Source organism: Bacillus sp. XT-4, assembly GCF_050864245.1.
Lineage (GTDB): Bacteria > Bacillota > Bacilli > Bacillales > Bacillaceae > Bacillus > Bacillus altitudinis.
The window spans coordinates 75,115-93,399 of record NZ_JBPAFI010000004.1; the positions used below are offsets into that span (position 1 = coordinate 75,115).

17 protein-coding genes are annotated in these 18,285 nt (G+C 42.1%); 12 read left to right on the top strand and 5 right to left on the bottom strand.

Annotation, left to right across the window (positions count from 1 at the left end):
• Window positions 1–70 precede the first annotated feature (70 nt).
• Window positions 71–316: a hypothetical protein gene (locus tag ACRRMM_RS12500; protein ID WP_017359230.1), complete on the bottom strand. Its 246-nt coding sequence runs from the start codon at window positions 314–316 to the stop codon at window positions 71–73.
• 239 nt (window positions 317–555) lie between these two features.
• On the opposite strand from ACRRMM_RS12500, the gene ACRRMM_RS12505 reads away from it, so the two are divergent.
• From ACRRMM_RS12505 to ACRRMM_RS12550, 10 genes are all read left to right on the top strand, one after another.
• Entirely contained in the window at window positions 556–2,154 is a 1,599-nt protein-coding gene (locus ACRRMM_RS12505; RefSeq protein ID WP_008347653.1) for a histidine kinase N-terminal 7TM domain-containing diguanylate cyclase, read from the top strand.
• Between the two features lie 255 nt (window positions 2,155–2,409).
• Window positions 2,410–2,865, top strand: a complete 456-nt coding sequence (locus ACRRMM_RS12510; protein ID WP_046527449.1) for a DUF6376 family protein — start codon at window positions 2,410–2,412, stop codon at window positions 2,863–2,865.
• A 97-nt stretch (window positions 2,866–2,962) separates the two neighbouring features.
• Window positions 2,963–3,268 (top strand): metal-sensing transcriptional repressor, encoded by a 306-nt coding sequence (locus ACRRMM_RS12515; protein WP_008347647.1) that lies wholly within the window; start codon window positions 2,963–2,965, stop codon window positions 3,266–3,268.
• Between the two features lie 83 nt (window positions 3,269–3,351).
• Window positions 3,352–3,558, top strand: coding sequence for a copper chaperone CopZ (copZ, locus tag ACRRMM_RS12520; RefSeq protein WP_008347645.1), 207 nt, complete (start codon window positions 3,352–3,354; stop codon window positions 3,556–3,558).
• Window positions 3,559–3,642: 84 nt separating this feature from the next.
• Window positions 3,643–6,078: a heavy metal translocating P-type ATPase gene (locus tag ACRRMM_RS12525; protein ID WP_428828615.1), complete on the top strand. Its 2,436-nt coding sequence runs from the start codon at window positions 3,643–3,645 to the stop codon at window positions 6,076–6,078.
• Window positions 6,075–6,272, top strand: a complete 198-nt coding sequence (locus tag ACRRMM_RS12530; RefSeq protein WP_353829607.1) for a hypothetical protein — start codon at window positions 6,075–6,077, stop codon at window positions 6,270–6,272. The genes ACRRMM_RS12525 and ACRRMM_RS12530 overlap by 4 nt, the downstream gene beginning before the upstream one ends.
• Window positions 6,273–6,513: 241 nt before the next feature.
• On the top strand, window positions 6,514–7,791 hold the full coding sequence (locus ACRRMM_RS12535; RefSeq protein ID WP_007500222.1) for a cation:dicarboxylate symporter family transporter: 1,278 nt from the start codon (window positions 6,514–6,516) through the stop codon (window positions 7,789–7,791).
• A gap of 16 nt (window positions 7,792–7,807) precedes the next feature.
• Window positions 7,808–9,253 carry an aspartate ammonia-lyase gene (gene aspA / locus ACRRMM_RS12540; protein ID WP_007500224.1) on the top strand — a complete coding sequence of 482 codons (1,446 nt, stop codon included), beginning with the start codon at window positions 7,808–7,810 and terminating at the stop codon, window positions 9,251–9,253.
• 117 nt (window positions 9,254–9,370) lie between these two features.
• Window positions 9,371–10,687 carry an ATP-binding protein gene (locus ACRRMM_RS12545; protein ID WP_008347636.1) on the top strand — a complete coding sequence of 439 codons (1,317 nt, stop codon included), beginning with the start codon at window positions 9,371–9,373 and terminating at the stop codon, window positions 10,685–10,687.
• Window positions 10,684–11,619 (top strand): response regulator, encoded by a 936-nt coding sequence (locus tag ACRRMM_RS12550; protein ID WP_008347634.1) that lies wholly within the window; start codon window positions 10,684–10,686, stop codon window positions 11,617–11,619. The genes ACRRMM_RS12545 and ACRRMM_RS12550 overlap by 4 nt, the downstream gene beginning before the upstream one ends.
• Before the next feature lie 221 nt (window positions 11,620–11,840).
• Here the strand turns inward: ACRRMM_RS12550 and ACRRMM_RS12555 are convergent, their stop codons facing one another.
• Entirely contained in the window at window positions 11,841–12,449 is a 609-nt protein-coding gene (locus ACRRMM_RS12555; RefSeq protein ID WP_008347631.1) for a TetR/AcrR family transcriptional regulator, read from the bottom strand.
• Window positions 12,450–12,537: 88 nt separating this feature from the next.
• Between ACRRMM_RS12555 and ACRRMM_RS12560 the strand changes: the two genes are divergently transcribed.
• Complete coding sequence (locus tag ACRRMM_RS12560; RefSeq protein ID WP_008347628.1) at window positions 12,538–13,086, top strand: hypothetical protein; 549 nt, start codon at window positions 12,538–12,540, stop codon at window positions 13,084–13,086.
• 38 nt (window positions 13,087–13,124) lie between these two features.
• Here the strand turns inward: ACRRMM_RS12560 and ACRRMM_RS12565 are convergent, their stop codons facing one another.
• Genes ACRRMM_RS12565 through ACRRMM_RS12575 form a run of 3 tightly spaced genes read right to left on the bottom strand, consistent with a single transcriptional unit; the run spans window position 13,125 to window position 15,692 of the window.
• Window positions 13,125–14,063 carry a metal ABC transporter solute-binding protein, Zn/Mn family gene (locus ACRRMM_RS12565; RefSeq protein WP_428828614.1) on the bottom strand — a complete coding sequence of 313 codons (939 nt, stop codon included), beginning with the start codon at window positions 14,061–14,063 and terminating at the stop codon, window positions 13,125–13,127.
• 13 nt (window positions 14,064–14,076) lie between these two features.
• The gene (locus ACRRMM_RS12570; protein ID WP_007500236.1) at window positions 14,077–14,949 is read right to left on the bottom strand and encodes a metal ABC transporter permease; all 873 of its coding nucleotides are present in this window, start codon (window positions 14,947–14,949) and stop codon (window positions 14,077–14,079) included.
• Window positions 14,949–15,692 (bottom strand): metal ABC transporter ATP-binding protein, encoded by a 744-nt coding sequence (locus ACRRMM_RS12575; protein ID WP_008347622.1) that lies wholly within the window; start codon window positions 15,690–15,692, stop codon window positions 14,949–14,951. Before ACRRMM_RS12575 ends, ACRRMM_RS12570 begins: the two co-directional genes overlap by 1 nt.
• Before the next feature lie 421 nt (window positions 15,693–16,113).
• Here ACRRMM_RS12575 and ACRRMM_RS12580 point away from each other — a divergent pair, with 421 nt between their 5' ends.
• Entirely contained in the window at window positions 16,114–18,213 is a 2,100-nt protein-coding gene (locus ACRRMM_RS12580; protein WP_428828613.1) for a heavy metal translocating P-type ATPase, read from the top strand.
• Window positions 18,214–18,285 lie beyond the last annotated feature (72 nt).

The following is an 18,285-nucleotide window of genomic DNA, read 5'->3' on the forward strand; positions in this document are numbered from 1 at the left end:
GCTCAGAGGGTCTTAAGAATAACGAGTTTAGTTCACAACGTAAGAAGGATGCTACATACTGTCATCCTTCTTACTTTTCATGTAAGTTCCTTGAAGAAAACCGAACCAACCGAATAAACAAAGGACAAACCACAATCACCGCCATCATCAACAAAAGCCCATCAGGCATAATCTCCACAAATGTTGTCTGAATCACATAAACCGCAATCAGCAGCAAATAACTCATCAAAAATAACAGCTCAGATCGTTTCTTCTGAAATGGCTTCTCTAAAAGAATCAGCATGAACAAACCTGCCATGATGATCAAAAAAGTCATCTCCTATCAAGCCTCCTTTTCATTCATCTCCACATTGTACAGATATTTCACTTGCTACAATATGCTTTATCCATAAAATAAGTAAAAAGTAATGAACAGATAAGGCGCCACGACTAGTAAAATGACGAACGCTTTCCAAAAAACCGCCAACCAAATCAAAATCACATCTTCCCATTTGAGACGTCCTCATATATAGTAAGATTAGACTAGTTCTAAATAACTGAAATTGGGGCGTTTACATGGATTCGATTGTTTTACATTTTATTGTGATCATGAGTGTTTCTGGCATTCTGTCCGTAATATTATCAATCATTGCTCATGCAAATCGCCATCGGTATATTGGCTGTCAATTGTTTATGTATATGTCTGGAGCAACTGCGATTTATATTTTTGGACATACATTTGAATTATTGGCGCGCACCCCTCAAGAAATTACATTCTGGGTTAGTTTTCAATACATAGGTCTTCCGTTCATTGCACCGTTCAGCCTGATGATTGTGCTGCAGTTTACTGGTTTCCATCAATATGTAACAAAGCGCCGCGTGCTTCTCTTCTTGCTGATTCCAATTTTAACCACCATTCTGGTGTTCACCAACTCTTTTCATTCACTCTTTTACCGAAGCATCACGATGAATACAGTAGACGGGTTTTTATTAGCTGATTTTACCATTGGTTATTGGTATATCATTCATGGGGTCTATACATTTGGTTGTTCCATGCTCGCTATTTTTATGCTGCTTTGGTTTTTACGTGTGAAGAAAGATTATTTGAAACAGGTTCTGATCTTGCTCGTTGGAATATTATTACCGATCACGACTTCTTTTATCTATTTATTAGGTGTCACGCCTTTTCACATTGACCCAGTACCAGTGGTGATGTTTTTAACCAACGCACTCTACTTATGGGCGATTATGTCTTTTCATCTCTTTAAGCTCTCTCCCATTGCGATGGAGCGTGTGTTTGAACATATGTCAGAAGGTGTTCTTATATTGGATCGATACCGAACACTGATTGATTATAACCCTGCGGCTGCATTGATCATTCCTGTGCTCGCTAAAAAGGGAATCGGCTATAAAATCGATGATATATTCTCAGGGATCATCAAAGAGCCAGCGTTTATACAGTGGCTGCGTTCTCCGCAGGATCATTCACAGTATGATTTAATGTGGGAAAAAGAGCAGCCCTTCTATTATCATCTCACTGCTTCTTCTCTTTTTAATAGAAGAGGCGAAGTCGAAGGCAGGCAAATTGTGATCAGTGATGTTACTGAGCAGCGACTATTGCAGGAAGAGCTGGAGCGCCGAGCATATATTGATGGTTTGACGAATATCTTCAATCGGTCTTCCTTTATTGAACGAACGCAGATGTTATTGGAAGAGGATGCGCAGGATACTGCAATACTTCTATTTGATATTGATTTCTTTAAACAAATCAATGATACGCACGGCCATCACATTGGAGACGAGGCGTTGCGCCATGTTGTGTCCATTTGTCAGCAGCATTTGAAGATGGATGATTTATTTGGGCGATATGGTGGAGAAGAGTTCGCCATTTGTCTGCCGCATCATTCATTTGAAGAGGCATGTCGTATTGCGGAACAAATGAGACATTCATTTGAAGTGAGTTTCTTTCAGACAGATGAGAAAAAAGTAAGAGTGACAGCAAGCTTTGGCGTCGCCCATACAGCGAATGATCCCTCTATATTAGAAACGCTTCTATTTGAGGCAGATCAAGCCTTGTATATGTCAAAACGCCAAGGACGTAATCGGATTTATGCATCAACTGGTTCGGACTATATGCTGTACCAAAAGCAGGATCTTCCGCCTGCTTCTCATTGACTGTTGTCCTTCATTTAGATATGATAAACATAACATTTGAACGGTTTCCTAAAGGGGAGTAGCTTTTACGGTTTGGTCGTCATTACAGAAACATCCGTTGTTTCTCGGCCATTCCGGCATGAACATGTTAGCCAGACCTTTGCCTATCACACTTGAGGCAAAGGTCTGGCTTTTTTTAAGGTCTTTTTGCATCTGTGTGGTTGGGAGCTGGACAAATGAGGGGTTTCAACATAGCAGATGAAAGGATGATGGATCTTGAAACAACATGTGATGGCGTTTCTATTTACCGGTACGTTTTTGTTAAGTGGATGTTCAGGACTGCTAGACCAAGTGAACGATACAACGACATATGTCACAGAAGCAAATGAGTATGTGATGGATATTCAGCAATTCACAGAGGATTTTCCACAGCTTGCGGAAGAAGCTGTACAAGATGCTGCCAAAAGAGCAGATTTGACGCAGCAGCTTGAATCATTGAAAGCAGACATTCAAGAATTTAATGAACTCACAGCACCATCGATAGCAAAAGACCTGCACGCACAAATCATGGAGAAAAATAAAGTACTGTCAGAGGAGATTCAAACCTATTTACAGCAATTGAAAATGGACAACTTCGATGCTGCAGCTATTTTAGAGGATCAGCAAGGCCTCATGAAGCAGCTTCAGCAATCTGTCAACCTTTTGCAAGATATTGAACAGTTGACAAACTAGGATAAACAAACGGTGATCTCAGCATATCTTTGCCTTTTCAGGTGAAGATATGCTTTAATTGAATGTAAGACAAGTATGATAGAAAAAAGGTGATCAGATGACAGAACAAGAAGAAAGACATATCGCTTCGCCTAGAGCCGAGAAGGAAAAAGAGCAATTAATCAACCGCTTAAAACGAGTGGAAGGTCAAGTGCGAGGGATTCAGCAAATGATTGAAAACGATCGTTACTGTATAGATGTCGTGAATCAAATTTCTGCTGTCAATGCAGCTTTAAAAAAAGTGAGTCTTCAATTAATGGAAAAGCATACACATCATTGCGTAGCAGATGCCATTAAGAGCGGTAATGGGGATGAAGCCATTGAGGAGTTAATGAATGTCTTCACGAAGCTGACAAAATCGTAGCAAACAGCGGATCATTTATGTTTACAATGATACCCTACTAGGGTATAGTAAGAATAGAAAATGATTGATGGAGGCGATGAGAAGTGGAACAAGCAACACTACAAGTGCAAGGCATGTCTTGCGGACATTGTGTGAAAGCAGTCGAAGGAAATGTAGGAGAATTAGCAGGTGTTGAATCTGTGAAAGTCCATTTAGATAAGGGTCAGGTGGAGGTTTCCTTTCACTCAGATCAAATCACGTTACACCAGATCTCTGATGTCATTGAAGAACAGGGATATGATGTCGTATAAAATGAGCATACGTGCTGCATAAGACAGCACGTATTTTTTTAAAAATAACAATACCCCCATGGAGTATGTGGAGAGGTGAGATAAATGAAAAAAGAAATTGATTTTCAAATTACGGGAATGACTTGCGCCGCCTGTGCAGGCCGCATTGAAAAGGGCTTGAACAGGTTGGAAGGTGTGGACGACGCCAGTGTGAACTTAGCGCTTGAAACATCCCACATTGTGTATGAAACAGAACAACTCACAGCAGAGGATCTAAAACAAAAAATTCAATCTCTTGGCTATGATGTGGTGATGGAGCAAGCCGAATTTGATATAGAGGGAATGACGTGTGCGGCTTGTGCAAACCGAATTGAGAAAAAAGTCAACCGGATGGAGGGTATTGATCAAGGGTCAGTGAACTTTGCGCTTGAGTCACTTCAGGTGACGTATCATCCTGGGCAAATATCTCCAAGTGACATAAAAGAGGCTGTGAAATCCATTGGGTATTCATTAATCGAATCAGCCGAAGAGCATGCAGAGGAAGGAAAAAAAGACCATCGCCAAGTAGCGATTGAGAAACAAACGGCACGCTTTTTGTTCTCGATGATTTTGTCATTGCCTCTTCTTTGGGCAATGGTCAGTCATTTTTCTTTCACATCGTTTATTTGGTTGCCAGAAGCGTTTATGAATCCATGGGTTCAGCTCGCATTAGCAGCGCCCGTCCAGTTCATTGTCGGCTGGCCTTTTTATGTAGGTGCTTATAAAGCGTTGAAAAATAAAAGTGCCAATATGGATGTCCTTGTGGCATTAGGGACATCAGCTGCTTTTTTCTATAGTTTATATGAAAGTATTCAGTCAGCGGTTCAAGGCACACATGAGGCGGCCCTCTATTATGAAACGAGTGCTGTGCTGATTACGTTGATTGTGCTCGGAAAGTTAATGGAAGCAAGAGCGAAAGGGAGATCATCAGAAGCGATTCAAAAACTGATGGGCTTACAAGCGAAAGAAGCTGTGATAGAGCGAGATGGGAAAGAAATGACCGTTCCTATTTCTGAAGTGAAAGTGAATGATCTTGTGTTCGTCAAGCCGGGTGAAAAAGTCCCGGTAGACGGAGAAATCATCGAAGGAACAACAGCGATCGACGAATCCATGATTACAGGTGAAAGTCTGCCAGTTGATAAAACCACAGGAGATACAGTCATCGGGGCAACCATCAATAAAAATGGATTTGTGAAAGTGAAAGCAACAAAAGTAGGAAAAGAAACGGCTCTTTCACAAATCATTCGAGTCGTCGAACAAGCGCAAGGCTCAAAAGCACCAATTCAAAGAATGGCAGATCAAATTTCAGGGATATTTGTCCCCATTGTTGTAGGATTGGCTGTGCTCACTTTTCTGATTTGGTATATCTTTGTTGATCCAGGAAATGTGACAGCAGCCCTTGAGACCTTTATAGCGGTCATCGTCATCGCATGTCCTTGTGCGCTTGGTCTTGCTACACCGACCTCTATTATGGCAGGCAGCGGCCGGGCAGCTGAATCAGGGATTTTGTTTAAAGGCGGAGAACACTTAGAGGTAACCCAATCACTAGATACAGTAGTGCTAGATAAAACAGGGACTGTGACAAAAGGGGAGCCGAGTCTTACAGATGTGATCGCGTCTGCCAATTGGACAGAAGATACGCTGCTTCAGTTAGCAGGATCGGCAGAACAGCAGTCAGAGCATCCACTTGCCAGAGCGATTACAGAAGGCATGAAGAACCGGGGTCTCCAAGCGGTAGAGGTAGAAGCTTTTCAAGCAGATCCTGGTCATGGAATTGAAGCAAGAGCTGCAGGACATGAGCTTTTGATTGGCACACGGAAGCTCCTAAAGAAACATCATATCAGCTGCGAAGCACTAGAAGCAGTTGTGACTGAGCTTGAAGAACAAGGAAAAACGGCGATGCTCATTGCCATTGACCGCGAGCCAGCAGGTATTGTTGCCGTTGCAGATACGATCAAATCGTCTTCTTCTCAAGCGGTCGCTCGTCTCAAAGAGCAAGGGATTCACGTCGTGATGATGACAGGAGATAACAAACGAACAGCAGAAGCGATTGCGAGTGAGGCAGGCATAGATCATGTGATCGCTGAAGTTCTTCCTGAGGAAAAAGCGGCTCATATTGCAGCGCTTCAGAAACAAGGAAAAAAAGTGGCGATGGTTGGAGACGGCATCAATGATGCCCCTGCCCTTGCAACAGCAAATATCGGGATGGCCGTCGGAACAGGTACAGATGTTGCCATGGAAGCGGCAGATATTACGCTCATGACAGGAGATCTCCATGCCATTGCAGATGCACTTGAATTTAGCAGAAAAACGATGAGAAACATTAAACAGAATCTATTTTGGGCGCTTGCTTACAATTGTATTGGTATACCGATCGCTGCATTTGGGTTCCTGGCGCCATGGCTTGCAGGAGCCGCAATGGCCTTTAGTTCTGTATCGGTTGTGCTGAACGCACTAAGATTACAGCGATTGAAACCTGTCAGAGAGGGTGTAGCAAAATGAAGCTGAATGTCAAATGGGTGTGGACGTTGAGTGCTGTGATTTATGTAGCCTTTGTACTGATAGGCTATGCGATTTATGTCGAACTTTCTCCTTTTCAAGAGCCGCCAACTGATCATATGCAACATGAGACTTCATCAGAAGCGAAGTCCTCGCATTCGGTGTCAGTCCTGCGCTTCGGTGCTCGTCCTTTCTAGACTTCAATGGATTTCTATCACAAAGAGCTAAAATAAAGTTCATTTTAGCTCTTCTCAACAACCTGAGACTTCGCCAAAAGCGAAGTCTTTTTTTAACAATTTTGTGGAAAAACCCACCTTTTAAAAGATTTTTCATAAAAAATTCACTTCTTTTTGTTCCTTTTTGTCGTTTTTTGTAGGTTCATCGTTAAGATGCGATTAAGCAACAAAGAAAGCGTTATCAAAAAAAGGGGGTCCACGTATGAAAAAGTTAGGGTTAGCTTCTCAAATACTCATCGCACTTGTCTTGGGTGTTGTCGTAGGAGCGCTGTTTTATCAAAATGAAACCGTTATTAATGTGTTAACGCCAATTGGCGATATATTCATCCACTTAATTAAAATGATCGTTCTTCCAATTGTTATTGCTGCATTGATTGTAGCTGTTGCAGGTGTAGGCGATATGAAAACCATCGGAAGACTCGGTGGGAAAACGATTCTTTACTTCGAAATTGTGACAACGATTGCATTAGCAGTTGGACTGCTTGCAGCAAACGTTTTCCATCCTGGTACAGGAATTGATATGAGCAACATGGAGAAAGGCGATATCTCTAAATATGAAGAGACATCTAAGTCTTCTGCCGAAAAAGCTAGTTTCTCTGAAACGATTGTGCATCTTGTGCCAACAAACGTGTTCCAATCCATTGCAGAAGGTGATCTATTACCAACAATCTTCTTTACAGTGTTATTCGGATTAGGAATTGCAGCAGTTGGAGACAAAGGAAAACCAGTGTTAGGATTTTTTGAGGGCATCCTCGAAGCGATGTTCTGGGTGACCAATAAAGTGATGAAGTTTGCACCATTTGGTGTATTCGCGCTCATCAGTGTGACGGTGATCAAATTCGGGGTCGGAGCGCTTCTCCCGCTAGGTAAACTGGTACTTGTCGTTTACGGTACAATGGCATTCTTCGTTATTGTCGTACTTGGCATTATCGCAAAATTAGCTGGAACAAGCGTCTTTACACTATTTAGAGTGTTAAAAGAAGAAATCATTCTTGCATTCTCAACAGCAAGTTCAGAAGCTGTATTGCCTAGATTAATGGACAAAATGGAGAAGTTCGGATGCCCGAAAGCGATCACGTCGTTCGTTATCCCAACAGGCTATACCTTTAACTTAGATGGAAGTGCCATCTATCAATCCATTGCCGCCATATTTGTTGCACAAATGTACGGCATGCCTCTTTCCATCTATGAGCAAATTACGTTACTATTAATCTTAATGCTCACATCAAAAGGAATGGCTGGTGTACCAGGTGCATCGATCGTTGTTGTCATCACAACACTTGGAGCAATGGGACTTCCACTTGAAGGACTTGCCTTCATCGTTGGGATCGACCGTATCCTTGACATGGTTCGTACAACTGTTAACGTATTTGGTAACTCACTTGCAGCCATTGTCATGTCTAAGTGGGAAAAAGTGTTTGATCAAGAGAAATCGAAGAAGTATATTGAGGAATTAAAACAACAAACAAAAGCAGCGTAAAAGGAGATCTTTTCAAATGACGAAGCTACAGGACAAGCAAGTTCGAATCGAACGAGACTTTCTAGGTGAAAAGGAAGTAGACACTCAAGCGTATTATGGAATTCAAACATTACGTGCAGTAGAGAACTTTCCAATTACTGGCTACCATGTTCATGAGGAACTCATCAAAGCATTAGGGATTGTCAAAAAAGCAGCCGCACTTGCAAATATGGATACAAAGCGACTATATGCTGGTCTTGGAGAAAAAATTGTTCAAGCCGCAGATGAAGTGATTGAAGGAAAATGGAACAATCAATTTATTGTCGATCCAATTCAAGGCGGGGCTGGCACTTCAATGAATATGAATGCCAATGAAGTCATTGCAAACAGAGCGCTTGAACTACTAGGAAAGGAAAAAGGCGCTTATACTGAGCTAAGTCCAAACACGCATGTGAACATGTCGCAGTCAACAAACGACGTTTTCCCAACAGCGATTCATATTTCAACATTGAATATGATTGAAAAACTACTTTATACGATGGAAAACATGCATCAAGTCATGACAGAAAAAGCGCAAGAATTCGATCATGTCATCAAAATGGGACGTACGCATCTTCAGGACGCTGTTCCAATTAGACTTGGTCAAGAGTTTAGTGCATATGCAAAGGTTCTTGCTCGTGATATTAAACGAATCAAGCAGTCTAGACAGCATTTATATGAAGTCAATATGGGCGCAACCGCAGTTGGAACAGGACTGAATGCTGATCCTAAATATATTCGCCAGGTAGTTGGTTATCTAGCTGACATTAGCGGATTGCCGTTAGTTGGAGCAGAAGATTTGGTCGATGCTACGCAAAATACAGATGCTTATACAGAAGTATCAGCTGCACTGAAAGTATGTATGATGAATATGTCCAAAATGGCAAACGATATTCGTTTGATGGCTTCAGGTCCTAGAGCAGGATTTGGTGAGTTGCACTTGCCGCCAAGACAGCCAGGTTCATCCATCATGCCAGGGAAAGTCAACCCAGTGATGCCTGAGGTCATGAACCAAGTGGCATTCCAAGTCATCGGAAATGACCACACGATCTGCCTTGCATCAGAGGCTGGTCAGCTTGAACTGAACGTCATGGAGCCAGTTTTAATATTCAACTTACTACAGTCTCTCAGCATGATGAAAAATGTATTTGAATCCTTTGTCGATAACTGCTTGCGTGACCTAAAAGCAGATGAATCTAGATTAAAAGAATATGTAGAAAAGAGTGCTGGTGTCATGACGGCGGTCAATCCGCATATTGGTTATGAAGCTGCTGCACGAATTGCGAGAGAAGCGATACTTACAGGCGTATCTGTACGTGAGCTTTGTCTGCAAAATGATGTGTTATCAGAGGAAGAGCTTGATATCATCTTAAATCCTTTTGAAATGACGAAACCAGGTATTGCTGGCGCATCACTTTTAGAAAAGGATCGTTTAGAAGATTAAGCGGCATCATGAGAAGCGCACACCGACAAATGTCCGGTGTGCGTTTTTTCATGGACTGTTTGTTTTTCTGAAGCGCACATAGTATACTATCGTCAATTATTAGGGATGTGACTGCGTTTGAATCTACTGAAAAAATGGTTGAATACAGAGCCTTATTTAATTATCATGCTCATTGTTCTGACTCCGATTGGGGGAGAGCTGAAATTTTATCCATTTGAGGATAGCTTTCGGGTCAGCTTTGGAACCGTTGTCTTTTTCTTTATCCTGCTTCAAATGAAAAAATTCCCGGCATGGGCAAGCGGCATCATTGCGGGGGGATCAGTGTTTGCATTCCGGGTGCTTCTTGATACCGCTGTGTCAGGCCACTTAGCGCTGGAAGAGGCCGTTTCTTTAAGATTTCCTTCCCTGCTGTATTACGTCGTCTATGGTACGCTTTTTTATGTATTACAGGTCAGACGTTTTCGTGATAAGCCTTGGCTCATTGGGGCGACAGGGATTATCATGGAACTATGTGCAAGTGTAGTCGAAATGATTGCACTCAGGGGAGCCATTGATGAAATTTTAACAGTGAGAACGCTGTTTCAACTATTTGTATTGGCGATTTTCAGAAGCTTTTTCGTATTGGCTTGTTATACGATGATTCGATTATACGAAGAACAGGCGAGAGAGCGCCAAATGAAGAAGGAAAAGGAACACCTGTTGATGCTGCTGTCGAATCTTTATACGGAATCTACATATTTTTATAAAACCCTTGCACATGCTGAGCACATTACAGCTACTTCCTATCAATTGTATCAATCACTGCATCATGCAAAGGATACGGAATCATTAGATTTAAAAAAACTCGGAAAAACAGCTTTGCAAATTGCAGGTGAGGTACACGAAATCAAAAAGGATAATCAGCGAATTTTTTCTGCCTTATCAAAACTGATTCATGAGGAAAACTTTCAGGAGTATGCAAGTCCTGCTCATATCGCTGGACTTGTGATTCGTATCCATGAAAATTATACGGAATCTCTTAAAAAACACATCGTTTTTCATTATGATGAAGAAGGACAACACCCTGCTTATCATGTGTATACCATTCTATCTTTATTAAATAACATTGTATCCAATGCCGTTGAAGCGATTCCAGTAAATGGAGAGGTATCACTATCCATTTCGCGGAAAGAGAATGATGTAATTTTTCAAATCAGTGACAACGGGCCAGGCATTAAAGAGCGTAACCATCATGTGATCTTTAAACCGGGCTTCACTTTAAAATACGACCAAGCCGGGAACCCATCAAGCGGCATCGGTCTTTCCTATGTGAAAGACACAGCTGAGAAGCTTGGCGGCAGTGTTGAAATGAAGAGTGTCCCGAATCAACAAACGAAGTTCACTTTAACGATACCAATTGATCAAGTCAGCAGAAAAGAGGGGAATGGGAGATGAGATTTTTTATTGTTGATGATGATGAAGCCGTTCGTTCTTCACTGGCACAGCTCATTGAAGATGAAGAGCTTGGCATTGTGGCAGGGGAAGCAGAGGATGGTGCTGAATTAACAGCGAGCTACTTAAATGATTTGCATATTGATATCTTGTGTATTGATCTTCTGATGCCGGAAAGGGACGGGCTTGAGACGATTCGAGCGATCAAGGATGAATTTCATGGGAAATATTTAATGCTGTCACAGGTAGAAACAAAGGAACTCATCGGCCAGGCATATACGCTCGGTGTCGAGTATTATGTGACAAAGCCGATCAATCGGGTAGAGGTCTTAAGTGTGCTCCACCTCATGATTGAACGTCTGCATTTAGAGCACTCAATTGAAAATATTCAGCATTCGCTCAAATCGGTCATGCAGTTCCAGCAGCGCGGACAGACCACGAAAACGAAGCAGCGTGGGAAAAGTCTTGCAGAGGCAGGTCAGTTTTTGCTGGCGGAGCTTGGGATTGTCGGCGAAAAAGGGTCTAAGGATTTACTAGATATGATTCTTTTCACAGATCAGTATTTAGCGTTACATGCCGATCAGCACGACTCTTTTCCTTCATTAAAAGTAATTTTCACTGGCATCACAGAGGATAAATTAAACGAACCTTTTACATCAGCAGACATCGCAAGAGAAGCAAAAGCAGCGGAACAGCGGGTAAGACGTGCGATCAACCAATCATTGAAACACATCGCCTCGCTCGGGTTAACCGATTTTTCTCACCCAACCTTTGAAAACTATGCATCAAAATTTTTCGATTTTACCATTGTGCGTAAGAAAATGAGTGAACTCACAAAAGAGACAAGTGGAAGAGAAGAGCACACACGTATCAATGTGAAGAAATTTGTGCAGGTGCTCTATTACGAGGCGAAACGTATTTTCATGGAAGATTAAAAAAGACATGCTCTCTATAAGGAGGGCATGTCTCAGCGTGTAGACAAACCCTCGCATTCGGTGTCAGTCCTGCGCTTCGGTGCTCACGAATGTCAAATTCGTTCCACGCCAATGCTCGTCCTTCCTAGGGCTGCAAAGGTTTTCTATCACGCTGAAAAGAAGACAAAGAGCCAAAATAAAGTTCATTTTAGCCCTTTGTCAACAATCTGAAGACATGCTCTCTATAAGGAGGGCATGTCTTTTTTTGTGATGGATTGAAGATGCATCTGTAGCACGGAGCGCATGAGCTGAGGCGGTAAACGATGGGGCTGTACGATTCCATTCAACGCAAGCCCATTGATGACCGCATAAAGCCGCTCAGTTTCTAATAAAAGATCGACATGATCTAGCAGTAGCTCATCCTCGTTCAATTTCATTAAGCAAAATTGAACGGTTTGAAAAAGCTCGTCATACATCTTTGCATTGAGCGGCTGTAAATCTGGTTCAGTCAGTGCCTTGACTGTAAAAGCCTGCCACACCTCCATTTCAAATATTCGTTCTTCGTCTAGTGGAAGAACCTGCTCCAATAAAGTGAATACATTTTCCTCTGTTGAACCGTTTAATGGAAGCTTAGCAATTCGCTCCTTCACTCTTTCCTGAATTAAATTCATGGAGAATAGAAATAATTCTTGCTGTGTGGAAAAATAATGACGCATAGAGCCGGCTGAAATGCCAGCTTCAACGGCTATTTTTCGTACAGAAGCGCTTTCCAATCCCTCTTGTTTAATCACTCTCATAGCAGCTTGAGCGACCTTTTGTTTTTGTTTATGGTGATCGACGATTTTTGGCATACCTTGATTTTAGCACAGCTATTGTTTTTTTAACACAGTTGTGTTATTTTTTATTTAATACAATCGTGTTAAAAAGGATGTGGGGAAATTGGTCGGTTTATTGATTGTGGCCTGTGAAATTGGTTTTTGGTTGTTTATTCTTATGGGCTTAACACTGCGTTATGTGTTTAAACAGAAAAAATGGGGTGCTTTCTTTCTTGTCTGTACGCCGGTTTTAGATCTCATCCTTCTTGCGGCTACTTATATAGATTTAAAGCAAGGGGCTGTGGCGAGCGTCATTCACGGGCTTGCGGCTGTCTATATTGGTGTGAGTCTGGCCTTTGGACATCAAATGGTGAAATGGGCAGATGCCCGGTTTGCTTATCGTTTTGCAGGTGGTCCTAAGCCAAAGGGGAAACCAAAGTACGGGAAGGAGCGGTCTTTGTATGAAATGGTGGGCTGGACGCGTCATTTCATCTCTTATGTCATCGGAGCGGGGCTGTTATATGGATTGACCTATCTCATCCAAGCACCAGAACGAACGGAATCTCTGATGCAGCTTGTCAGTGTGTGGGGGATAGTCTTAGCCATTGATTTCGTCATTAGCATCAGCTACGTCATTTGGCCGAAAAAACACCCAGAAAATATAGCAGGTTGACAAAAAAGACAGGCGGACTCATTCCACCTGTCTTTTTGCTATGAGGACAATCCTTTGTAAATGGTGTCAATATTCCATTTCATCATCTTATAGTAGCTGTCCCCATCTTCACCTTCTTTGCCAATAGAGTCCGTAAATACTTTCCCCTTAATCGGAACTCCGGTTTCCTCAGATAGGCTTTCAAGGCTGCGCTTATCTACACTTGTTTCAAGAAAAAGGGCAGGAACTTGATGGTCTTTAACAAAATGAATGATGCGCTTCATTTGTCCAGGTGTTCCTTCACTTTCTGTGTTGATCTCCCAAATGTAGCCGGCTTTCAGTCCATACGCATCCGCAAAATATTTGAATGCCCCTTCGCTTGTGACAAGGAGTTTTTTGTCTTTTGGCAGCTGATCAAACTTATCTTTTGCTTCATTGTGAAGCGTTTGAAGCTTTTTGATATAGGTTTCAGCATTTTTCTCGTAATCCTCTTTATGCTCAGGATCTGCTTGAATGAGTGCATCTCTGGCATTTTGCGCATAAAGAATCCCATTCTCGACATTCAGCCATGCGTGTGGGTCCTGCTGGCTTTCAAGCCCTTTTGAAGACAAATGCTTCACTTTGACGCCTTTACTCAGCTCGGCTACAGGTGCATCAGCTCCGTCCTTGCCGCTCGATTCAAGCAGTTTTTGAAACCAGCCATTCCCTGTTTCAAGGTTCAAGCCATTAGATAGAACAAGGTCTGCATCCGTCGTATACTGAACATCCTTTGGTAGTGGGTCAAATTCATGTGGGTCTGTACCAATGGGAACAATGCTGTGAATAGAGACATGCTGTCCGCCTACTTCCTTCACAATGTCATAAAGAATGGAGTAGGTCGTGACAACTTTTAATGTACCTTCATCTTTTCCGGAACTCTTTTGCTGAGTAGAACAGCCTGCGATGACCAAAAGGGCAATACATACTGCGGTCAAACGGATTGCTAATACCTTCTTCATATATGTCCTCCTTTTACATAGACGCTTCCTTTTTTAACTGTGTTCGTTTTCGCTTCGATTTTAAGGATCTCCACAATATCCCTTGTTTCGGTGAAAAGATAAAGGCACTGCCGAATAATATGGTCGCGACCAGCACAATGGAAGCACCAGACGACAAGTTATACGTAAAGCTGAGCCCAAGTCCTACGACGGCTGAAACTGCTCCAAAAAAAGCAGATAAATAAATCATGATCCATAGCCGGTCTGTCAGTAAATAAGCGGTGGCAGCTGGTGTAATAAGCATTGCAACAACAAGAATAATACCTACAGTTTGCAGAGACGCCACGGTCACTAGGGTCAATAAGGTCATGAGGAAATAATGGATCATGCGATTCGGTAAACCGTAAACCGAAGAAATCACTGGATCAAATGAACTAATGAGCAGTTCTTTGTAGAAAACAATGACAGCCAGCAGAATGAAAATGCCGATGCCAAGCGTGATCCACATATCAGATGAACGAACGGCTAGTACGTTTCCAAACAAGATATGATATAAATCGCTGGAACTTTTTAAAAATGTAATCAAAATGATCCCAATGGAAAAAAAAGCAGTGAATACGATCCCGATGGCAGAATCATTTTTAATACGGCTGTTTTGACTGACATATCCGATGCCGATGGCTGTCAGTACACCAGTTAGAACCGCACCAAAGAAAAAGTTAATGCCGAGCATATAAGAGATGGCGACACCTGGAAGTACAGCGTGTGAAATCGCATCTCCCATCAAAGCCATTCCCCGTAAAATGATAAAGCAGCCAATGACGCCGCAGATGATCCCTACCATAACGGATGTAAATAACGCTTTTTGTAAAAACGCATATTCAAAAAGTCCGGTTAAGAATTCCATTACGCGTCTCCTCCTGCTGATTTTAAAAATGGCAGCTGTGTTTCGTATGCTTGGAGCATGACCTCAGGACGAAGAATATCATGTACAGGCCCTGCTTTGACCAGCTTTTTATTTAGAAGAACGAGATGGCTGAAGTAATCATCGGCTTTACTTAAGTCATGGTGGACGACCAGAATGGTTTTTCCTTCATCTCGTAATTCCTTCAAAATGCCGATCATCGTTTCTTCACTTGCCATATCAATTCCGACAAATGGTTCATCTAAACAAAAGAGCTGTGCGTTTTGAGCGAGTGCTCGTGCAAGGAAGACACGCTGCTGCTGACCGCCAGATAATTCCCCAATCTGTCTTTTGGCAAAGTCCTGCATCCCGACCTTTTCTAAGCAATGGTACGCATAGGCACGGTCTTCTTTTTTCGGTCGTTTGATCAATCCGAGCTTTGGGTATGTGCCAAGCAGTACGGTATCCAGCACATGGATAGGAAACGTCCAGTCTAGATCATTTCTTTGCGGTACATAGGCGATCTGTTTTCTCACTTGTTTAAAGGGTTGTTCAAAAAAACGAATGTCCCCTTGATCCTTTTCAATTAAATCTAAACATGCTTTCAATAAAGTCGATTTACCAGCACCATTTGGACCAATGATTCCAGTCATCGTTCCTTCCTGTATGGAAAGAGAGACGTTTTCTAGTGCATCCTGTCCGTGGTATGAGACATACAGGCGGTCGATTGTTAAAGCATTTGACATCTCTTGCGGCCCCTTTCGATCATCAATTGCGTTTCCTAAAAATATATGCATATATTTAATAATTTTGACTAAAGGATGAAATGATTCTCTAACGCTAATTTGTTTCCTTAAGGAAACTTTTATCTTATTCTAAGCGTATGTCCTTCTTTTGTAAAGAGAAATGCTGAATATTCCCATCAAACGATCGTTTTTATGTTATGCAACGAAGAGGGGACACGAGCATGGATTATTGAAAATTCACATGACATCCTGAATACGAAAAATCTCAAACATTTGTTTATAAATGATTGACAGTTTGTAAGAACTCCTCATATAATAAGGGTAATTCAATATATGAATATGTGCTCATATATAATATCTACAGCAGCTGATAGGTTTGATTGAATCAGGGAAGGCTACTTATATAGAAAAAGGTGAGAACATGAAAAAGATGAAGGATGAATACGTATTAAGCGGTCTCGATTGTGGAAACTGTGCCCGTAAAATTGAAACAGGTGTCAGCAAACTTGAAGGAGTGGAAGCCTGCTCAATTAATTTTGCGACGGGTACATTAACTGTGACACATGCTGATGCACAAGAAACGATGTCAAAGCGTATTGAAAAAACCGTTCAGTCCATTGAACCTCATGTGAGTGTATCACCAAAAGAAGAAGGACATCACCACGATCACGATCATGGAACAAAGAATTTAAAAACGATTGTACTGAAATTAATTGGTGGTGCAGTCATTGGAACGGCGGCTTATTTTATACCTGACAATGGCTTACTGAAGTTCATCATGTTTTTCGCCGCGTATTTACTCGTTGGCGGAGATGTTGTCTTGAAAGCGCTGAAAAATATTGTGCGCGGTCAAGTATTTGATGAAAACTTCTTAATGACCATAGCTACAGTTGGTGCTTTTGTGATTCAGCAGTATCCTGAGGCATTGGCAGTCATGCTGTTTTACCAAATTGGAGAACTGTTCCAAGGGGCAGCTGTGAATCGCTCCAGAAAATCAATTAGCGAATTAATGAATATCCGTCCAGAATACGCTAACCTCAAAGTGGGGCAAGAAACAAAAAAGGTAAAGCCGGAAGAAGTCAAAGCGGGTGACCGTATTGTTGTTAAACCAGGTGAAAAAATTCCTTTGGATGGACGCGTGATAGACGGTTATTCTCTTGTGGATACCTCTGCACTAACTGGTGAGTCTGTTCCAAGAGATGTGGAAGCAGGAAAAGAAGTGCTTGCTGGATTTGTGAACCAAAACGGCATTCTTGAAATTGAAGTGCAAAAAGAGCTCAGTGAGTCAGCGGTTACGAAGATTTTGGATTTAGTCGAAAATGCAAGCAGCCGTAAAGCGCAGACAGAAAACTTTATCACAAAGTTCGCTAAATATTATACACCTGCTGTGGTCGTGCTAGCTTTATTGCTTGCCTTTGTACCACCGCTTCTCATCCCATCAGCTCAATTGTCTGATTGGGTGTACCGGGCACTTGTCTTCCTTGTCATTTCGTGTCCATGTGCTCTCGTTGTATCCATTCCATTAGGTTTCTTTGGCGGGATTGGTGCCGCATCAAAACGAGGTATTTTAGTGAAAGGCAGTAATTACTTAGAAGCCTTGAACTCTGTCCGCTATGCGGTGTTTGATAAAACAGGTACTTTGACAAAAGGGAACTTTACAGTCACTCATATCGAAGCAGCGAATGAGAAATGGTCAGAAGAGGAATTGCTTTCTTTTGCAGCGCTGGCAGAAGCGCATTCTTCGCATCCGATTGCGGAATCGATTAAGGCGGCTTACGGAGCGTCTCTTGATGAGAGCCAGATCGAATCTTACGAGGATATTGCGGGTCATGGGATCAAAGCGACAATTCGCGGAGCCCATGTATTGGCAGGTAACCATCGCCTGATGGAACGAGAGGGCATTTCTTTTGAAAAAGAAAAACGAAGCGGAACGGTTGTGTATTTAGCAATAGACAATGAGTTTGCGGGATCTATCTTGATTGCAGATGAAGTAAAAGACGATGCAGTTGAAGCGATATCTTCTCTAAAAGCTGCGGGCATTCAAACCGTGATGCTTACAGGGGATGCTTCGCAAGTAGGAAATGCAGTCGCACAGCAGATCGGCATTGACGAAGTTCACACTGAATTATTGCCACAGGATAAAGTCGCCAAAATCGAAGACATGTATGAGAAAAAAGCATCTCAAGACAAATTATTGTTTGTTGGTGACGGCATAAACGATACGCCGGTTTTGGCAAGAGCGGATATAGGTATTGCCATGGGTGGACTTGGTTCGGATGCAGCAGTTGAAGCGGCTGATATTGTGATTATGACAGATCAGCCATCAAAGGTAGCGGAAGCTATTGCTGTCGCTAAAAGAACGAGAGCCATCGTATGGCAGAATATTGCGTTTGCTCTTGGGGTGAAGGCCGTCTTTCTCATACTGGGTGCATTCGGTATTGCAACAATGTGGGAAGCCGTCTTCTCGGATGTTGGTGTCACTGTACTGGCTGTTTTAAATGCGATGAGGGTCATGAAATAAAATTGTAAGGAAAAATTCATGAATAGCGTCTTTCATAATAGACCCCCTCTTGTTAAAATAGAAGAAGTTGGA